Genomic DNA, 7142 nt, shown 5'->3' on the forward strand with positions numbered 1-7142 from the left:
GGGGGTCCATGGGGCCTGAGGGGGTCGCCTCCAGGGCGGGCAGGTCGTCACCCCGGAGCACGTCACCCGGCGCGAGCACCACGGCGCGGGTGAGGACGTTCTCCAGTTCGCGCACGTTGCCGCGCCAGGGCAGGCGCGTGAGGCGCTCCATCACCTCGTGGGGCACGCGGGTGACGCGCTTGTGCACCTTCTCGTTGATGCGCTCCAGCAGGTGCTTCACGAGCGGGGGGATGTCCTCGCGCCGTTCACGCAAAGGCGGGATGACGAGGGTGATCACCTTGAGGCGCTGGTAGAGGTCCTCGCGGAAGCGGCCCTGGTCCACCTCGTCCGCGAGGTGGCGGTGGGTGGCGGCGATGACGCGGGCGCGCAGCTTCACGCGCTTGACGCCGCCCACGCGCTCGAACTCGCGCTCCTGGAGCACGCGCAACAGCTTCGCCTGGAGCATCAGCGACATGTCGCCAATCTCGTCCAGGAAGACGGTGCCGTCCTCGGCCAGCTCGAACTTGCCGGGCTTGCCGGCGACCGCGCCGGTGAAGGCGCCCTTCTCATGGCCGAACAGCTCGCTCTCCAGCAGCGTGTCCACGATGGCGGAGCAGTTGATGCCGATGAAGGGCCGGGGCTCGTCGTAGGAGTAGTTGTGGATGACGCGGGCGATGAGCTCCTTGCCCGTGCCGCTCTCGCCGTTGATGAGCACCGTCGCGGTGCTGCTCGCGACCTTGCCAATCTCCTTCACCAGCTGCTGCATGGAGGGGCTGGTGCCCACGATGTCGCCCAGTCGGACGACGGCGTTCTCGCGGTGGACTTCATCCGCGCGGCGCGACAGCTGGCGGTACTCCAGCGCGCGCTCCACGACGAGGTCCAGGGCGGCCGGATCCGGGAAGGGCTTGTGGATGTAGTCGAACGCACCGGCCTTCATGGCCCGGATGGTCGTCTCCATGTCGTGGTAGGCGGTGACGAGGATGATGCGCGCGTCGCCGCACAGGCCCTTCATCTCCTCGATGATCTCCAGGCCCGTGCGGTCCGGGAGCATCATGTCCAGGATGACCACGCTGGGCATGTTCTCCTGGGCGGCCTTGAGTCCCGCGGCCGCGCTGGTGGCCGTCACCACCTGGTAGCGCGGCTGCCCGTCGTCCTGCTCTATCTCCTCGAAATGCATCGTGAGGGTTTCGAGCAGCGACACGTCATCGTCGACGATGAGGAGGGTCTCCATGGGGTCCTCAGGCGGCGAACGTCAGCGTGAACACCATCCCCGGTTCCGCGCTCCCCTGGGCCGCCACGTCGCCCCCCACACCCGTCATCACCCGCCGCAGGGCGGCCAGGGACAGCCCCGCGCCCCGCGCCAGCCGCGAGCCGAAAGGGTCGAACAGCGTGCCCCGCTCATCCGGAGGCAGGGCCGCGGCTGGATCATCCAGGATGAGGCTGACGTGGCCGGGGTCGTCCTGGCGCAGCGTCACCTGGACGCGGCCCTCTTCGGGCAGGCCCATGGCCACGTTGAGCAGGACTTGAGCGAGCACGGGCCTCAACCGGTTGGGATCCACCCTCACGCGGGGCAGGTCCGCCTCTTCCTTCACATCCACCTCGATGCGGCGCTCGGCCAGTTCCGGGGCCACCATGGCGGTCGCCTCCTGGACGACCGAGCGCAGGGCGTGGGCGTCCAGGTTCGCGGCGCTCTCGCGGCCGTATTCGGAGAGCAGCCAGAGCATGCGCTCCATGGTGCGGATTTCGCGGTTGGCGATGGTGAGCCGCCGCTTGTCCCGGTCCGACAGACCGGTGTTCCGGGCCAGCGTCTGCACCGCCATCTTCACGGAGGAGAGCGGGTTGCGGATCTCATGGCTGAGGGACGAGGACAGCTTGGAGATCTGCACCGGCGGGGCGCCCTCCAGCACGGTGCCCAGGTCGAGCACGCCCGCGGCGGCCTCCTCGCCGTCCATGCCCAGCACGAGCCGCAGGTGGTTGGCGGGCGGGTTGCCGGTGGGGCCTCCCGCGGAGAGGGTGACGAACTCCACCGCGCGGCGGTCCTCGCGCGCGCGCGCATCCAGTTCGCGGGCACGCTCCTGGGGAACCCCCAGCGCGGTGTGCAGGGACATGCCCACGAGCGCCTTGGCGTCGCGGCGCAGCACCTGGGCGCAGTCACCTTCGGCGCGTGTCACCCGGAGGTTGGGAGACCAGGCGAGCTGCGCGGCTTGCAGGAGATGGGCGTTCATTGGTGGACCTGAAACATACCGGGTAACGTCGAGCGCTGTCCTTATGACCAGCACCGCACGTCCTCCGAAGAACCTTGTGGCGGCCCTTCTGTTCCTGTCCGGGGCCACGGCGCTCGTCTACGAGCTGGTCTGGTCCAAATACCTGGGGAACGTGCTGGGCAACAGCGGCCAGGCGCACGCCGTCGTGCTGGCCACGTTCATGGGGGGGCTGGCGCTGGGGGCGTTTGTCTTCGGGCGGACAGCGGACCGGGTGAAGAACCCCCTGGCGCTCTATGGCGTGCTGGAACTGGGCGTGGGCCTGTACGCGCTGGCGTTCCCATACGTCCTGGGGGCGCTGGAGCACCTGTGGCTGACCCTGGCGCCCCACGTGCCGGAGGGCCTGCGGGTGGCGCCGCGCCTGCTCGTGTCCTCGCTGTCCCTGGTGGTGCCCACGCTGCTCATGGGCGGCACGCTGCCGGCATTGGTGCGCCACTTCGCGGCGAGCCTCGCCGGGGTGCGCAAGGAGCTGGCGCGGCTGTATGCCATCAACAGCCTGGGCGCGGCGGTGGGCGTCTACGTGGCGGGCACGCGGCTGGTTCCGCTGGTGGGCCTGTCCGCGTCCGCGAAGCTGGCCGCGGGCATCAACGTGCTGCTCGCACTGGCGGCGCTGGCGCTGGCACGTCAGCACCCACCGGCGGTGACAGTGGGGGCGGCGGCGGGCGCGGAGGACGTGGCCTATCCCCGGCGGGCGGTGCGGGCCGCGCTCGTGGGCGTGATGCTGTCGGGCTTCACGTCCATGCTGTACCAGGTGACGTGGATCCGCCTGCTGTCCATCGTGCTGGGGGCGTCCACGTATGCCTTCACGCTCATCCTGACGGCGTTCATCCTGGGCATCGGCCTGGGCAGCTTCTGGCTGATGACGCGCAAGGAGGGCGGGGACTCGCTGAAGCTGTATGGCTGGACGCAGGTGGGGCTGGTGTTGAGTCTCTGCGTGGCGCTGCCCCTGTACGTGCGGCTGCCGCACCTGTTCCGCTGGTCGGAGTGGATGCTCACGCGCGCGGTGGAGACGTGGCCTGTCTTCCAGGGCATCACCTTCGCGTTCTGCTGCCTGGTGCTGCTGGTGCCCACGTTCATCATGGGCATCGCGTTTCCGGCGGCGGCCCGCGTGGCCACGGCGAAGGTGTCCGAGGTGGGGCGCCAGCTGGGCGGCGTGTACCTGTGGAACACGGCGGGCACGCTCTCTGGCTCCGTGCTGGGCGGGCTGGTGCTGATGCCCTTCTGGGGCATGCAGGGCAACTTCATCGCGGGGGCGGTGGCGAACCTCCTCTCCGCGGCGCTGGCGTTCCACGCGCTGTCCGCGCCGAAGGAAGGGGAGGGCGCAAGCGCGGTGCCCGCGTGGCGGACGCTGGCGCCGGTGGGCGTGACGGCGGTGCTGGCGGTGGTGGTGCTGGGCGGCATGCACGGCTGGCCGCAGCGGCTGTCCAACATCGCGGCGATCCGCGCGCACCAGAAGCCGCCGGACAGCTACGCGAAGTTGGTGGAGAGCACGGAGAAGGCCATCGTCCCGCGCTTCTACGCGGACGACACCTTCGCCACGGTGATGGTGGGGGACCTGCCGAGCGACAACCTGCGCTTCATGAAGATCAACGGGAAGACGGACGCGTCGAACGGGAGCGACATCGAGACGCAGGTGATGGCGGGCCACCTGGGCGCGCTGCTGCACCCGCGCGACCCGAAGAACGTGCTCGTCATCGGCTCGGGCGCGGCCATCACCACGGGCAGCGTGCTGGCGCACCCGGTGGAGCGCCTGGACATGGTCGAAATCTCCCCGGCGGTCATCGATGCGGCGCGCCTGTTCAAGGCGGACAACCGCAACGCGGTGGATGATCCGCGCACGCACGTGCACATCGACGACGCGAAGACGTTCATGGCGCTGGCGCCCATCCAGTACGACCTCATCATCAGCGTGCCCTCCAACCCCTGGGTGACAGGCGTGTCCGGCCTCTTCACGCGCGACTTCTTCCAACTGGTGGACAAGCACCTGACGGACGACGGCGTGATGGTGCAGTGGATCCACACCTACGAGAGCAACCGCGAACTGGTGCGGCTGGTGATCCGCACGCTGCAGGACACCTTCCCGCACGCCACGACGTGGCTGGGCCCGGAGGACCTGGTAATGGTGGCCAGCCGCAAGCCGCTGTCGTTCAACGCGGCGGAGGTGGCCGCGCGCATGGCCCGGCCGGACGTGAAGGCGGACCTGTCGCGGGTGGAGATCAACGACCTGTTCGGCCTGCTGTCCAAGCAGGTGCACACCGAGGCAGGCCAGAAGGACTTCGCGGGCGAGGGGCCCATCAACACGGACGACCACAACCTGCTGGAGTACGCGTCGCCGGTGGCGTTCTTCCTGGCGAACCTGGACGTGCGCGTGAACGACGAGCGCCGGTCGCCGGAGACAGGGCCCGGGCTGCTCCTGCACCAGTACCTGCGCGATTATCCGCCCACCGCCGAGCAGGCCGCGGGGCTGTACCGCAACGTGGAGCGCTACCACTCGGACAAGGATCCGACCGTCCGGGGCGTGGCGGCGCTGTGGCGTTCGCTGGCGCCGGAGGATCCCGCGTCGGCGCTCGCGCTGGGCCGGGCGGTGCTGGCGCAGGGGGACCTGACCCTGGCGGCATCGCTGCTGGAGCCGGAGGTGGCGCGGGGCGGCCGTTCCCCGGAGCTGGTGACGGAGTACCTGAAGCTGGTGACGGCCCGGACCTGGGCCTCGCGCACGGTGTGGACGCCGATGAACGCGGACGGGGCGCTGGTGGTGGGCCGCGAGGTGGCGGCGCTCCACCCCCAGGATGCGAAGCTGCAGAGGGCGTTCAAGGCGTACTGTGAGGCCCTGCCGCCGGACGCCTGCGGGAGGACCTCCCGGATGCCCACGGCGGCGCCCGGAGCGCCTTGAAACAGGGGGGATGAAACCTTGAGTGGGTCCAGACCCGCGATATTCCTTGATCAGGCCCCCCCATCCTCCCGTTGACGGATGGAGGTGCTTGCCCGCCCGTTGTACTGTCCGTATCGACCCTGACTTCCCGCAGGGTGTGTCTTTCCACCGCTGCAACGACCCCCGGAGTTTCCCATGAACGCGATCGCGAAGGCCCCGAAGAAGCAGTTCCGCAAGAACCGTGGTCAGGGCATGACCGAGTACATCATCATCGTTGCCCTGATCGCGATCGCGGCCATCGGCGTGATCACGCTGTTCGGTGACAACATCCGCAAGCTGTTCGGCGCCTCCGCGGCGGCCCTGGCCGGTAACGACGACGTGGCCAACGACGGCCAGGTGTCCAACGACACGCTGAACAAGAAGACCATGAAGTCCTTCGGTCAGAACAACACCTACTGAGCCGCTTCCGGGCTTCGGTGAATGGCAGGTCCCTCCAACTGGAAGGGCCTGCCATTCGTGTTTCAGGGGGGTGAAGCGGTCGTCCTCGTGCGCTCCCGCGCCCAGAGGACCCAGCCGTTCGCCTTCGCCAGCTCACGCCAGCCGCCTCGCTTCTGGAGGTGATCCAGCAGGAGGTTGCCCGGGTTCTCCGTGTCCCAGACCACGTAGTCCGGATCATAGGCATCCAGCGCCTGCACCCATCCGGGCTCGGACCACACGAGCCGCTCATAGGCCTGGTGGATGGCGGCGGGGAACGGATCATTCCGGCTGTCGATGTAGACCTTGTACGGGGCGCCCGCGAAGTAGGAGATGGGGCCGCCCATGATGAAGCGGTTGAGCACGCGGCCCGGAGGCTGTTGGCTCAGCGTCTGGAGTACGGGCAGGGGGATGTTGGGGTGCGTGCCCTTCTCCACAGGGCGGGGCGCCCCCGCGTTCAGCGCGAACAGGCCGGCCAGCAGGACGGTGGGCCACAGAGCCAGGGACGTTCCGGTGCTCCAGGTGGCGATGGGGCGCTCCAGCCACGACAGGAAGCGGGGGAGGGCGGGCGCGTCGCTCGTGCGCGCGTGCTCCACCAGCGTGAGGGCGAGGAGCACGGACGCGAACGGCGCATGGCGCTGGACCTTCAGCGCGGCGATGCCCAGCACGAGCGCGGGCAGGAGGGCAGCGGCGCGCCGCACGCGGGCCCGGCCGATGACGAAGAGGCACGCACCGAAGAGGAAGAGGTAGACCCAGCTCCAGCCAGCATCCAGGTCCAGCGGACGCCACTCGTTGATGTGCTGGGTGGATGAGAGCAGCGAGTGTTCGAGCGGATACAGGTAGATGCGGGGGCCGTCCGGCGACAGGCCCGCGACGAGGAACATCGCGAGCGCCACCGCGAGCGCGGCCCCGCAGCGCCGGAGCGACGCGGGCGTGCGGTCATCCAGGGCCGTGCCCATCGCGGTGGAAGCGAGCAGCGCCGGGCCCAGAAGCCAGCTGCCGTGCAGGTTGGCCCAGGCGAGTCCCAGGAGCGGAAAGGCCCAGAGCACCCGCGTATTGCCCTGGCGCCAGACCTGGACGCCCAGGGCGGCGAAGACGAAGAGCAGGTGTCCCAGATGGAAGGGACGCTCCTGGATCCAGGTGGAAGCCTGGACGCCCGACACCAATCCCAGACAGGCGAGGACGAGGAGATGGGAGGTTTGGGCGTCCGCGCGCCGCAGGGCGACCCAGAGCAGGAGCACGTTGGCCGCGACAAGTAAGGCGACGAGGAGCGAGGGACCGGCGGCGCCCAGGGCCTTGATGAGCAGGACGCAGAGCACGCCGAAGCCCCACTCGTGGGGGACCCAGCCCGCGGTGCCCGTCACGCTGAACGGGTCCACGGGGTTGAAGCCGTGCTCCAGCACGTAGCGGCCCCCCGCCAGGTGGAAGAACAGGTCGTAGTTGCGAAGGGGAAGGAACCCCAGCCAGAGGATGAGCCCCAGCGTGAACAGGGCCACTGGGGCGGGCAGGAGGGCGCGGAGCCGCATGGTGTTCGGGTGGGGCCTACTGAGCGCCGGGGG

The 7142-nt window shown here is 69.5% G+C and carries 5 protein-coding genes; 2 read left to right on the plus strand and 3 right to left on the minus strand.

Annotation, left to right across the window (positions count from 1 at the left end; translation table 11 throughout):
* Both D7Y11_RS40575 and D7Y11_RS40580 read right to left on the minus strand, forming a co-directional pair.
* A partial coding sequence (locus D7Y11_RS40575; protein WP_148139272.1) for a sigma-54 dependent transcriptional regulator occupies nt 1-1210 on the minus strand: 1210 nt, incomplete at its 3' end.
* 7 nt (nt 1211-1217) lie between these two features.
* Nucleotides 1218-2204, minus strand: coding sequence for a sensor histidine kinase KdpD (locus tag D7Y11_RS40580; RefSeq protein ID WP_120581292.1), 987 nt, complete (start codon nt 2202-2204; stop codon nt 1218-1220).
* Nucleotides 2205-2280: 76 nt separating this feature from the next.
* Between D7Y11_RS40580 and D7Y11_RS40585 the strand changes: the two genes are divergently transcribed.
* Together D7Y11_RS40585 and D7Y11_RS40590 are read left to right on the plus strand one after the other, a co-directional pair.
* Entirely contained in the window at nt 2281-5130 is a 2850-nt protein-coding gene (locus D7Y11_RS40585) for a fused MFS/spermidine synthase (RefSeq protein ID WP_233607560.1), read from the plus strand.
* Nucleotides 5131-5304: 174 nt separating this feature from the next.
* Nucleotides 5305-5568 carry a hypothetical protein gene (locus D7Y11_RS40590; RefSeq protein WP_126936351.1) on the plus strand — a complete coding sequence of 88 codons (264 nt, stop codon included), beginning with the start codon at nt 5305-5307 and terminating at the stop codon, nt 5566-5568.
* 62 nt (nt 5569-5630) lie between these two features.
* Here D7Y11_RS40590 and D7Y11_RS40595 read toward each other — a convergent pair.
* The coding region (locus D7Y11_RS40595; RefSeq protein ID WP_233607561.1) for a hypothetical protein at nt 5631-7142 on the minus strand (1512 nt) is incomplete at its 5' end.

It is taken from the genome of Corallococcus sp. AB018, from assembly GCF_003986945.1.
GTDB classification, from domain to species: domain Bacteria; phylum Myxococcota; class Myxococcia; order Myxococcales; family Myxococcaceae; genus Corallococcus; species Corallococcus exiguus.

What these genes read in the sequence shown, in the direction of transcription:
- D7Y11_RS40580 (WP_120581292.1), bottom strand. Translation starts at nt 2,204, where the DNA reads ATGAACGCCCATCTCCTGCAAGCCGCGCAGCTCGCCTGGTCTCCCAAC.
- D7Y11_RS40590 (WP_126936351.1), top strand. Translation starts at nt 5,305, where the DNA reads ATGAACGCGATCGCGAAGGCCCCGAAGAAGCAGTTCCGCAAGAACCGT.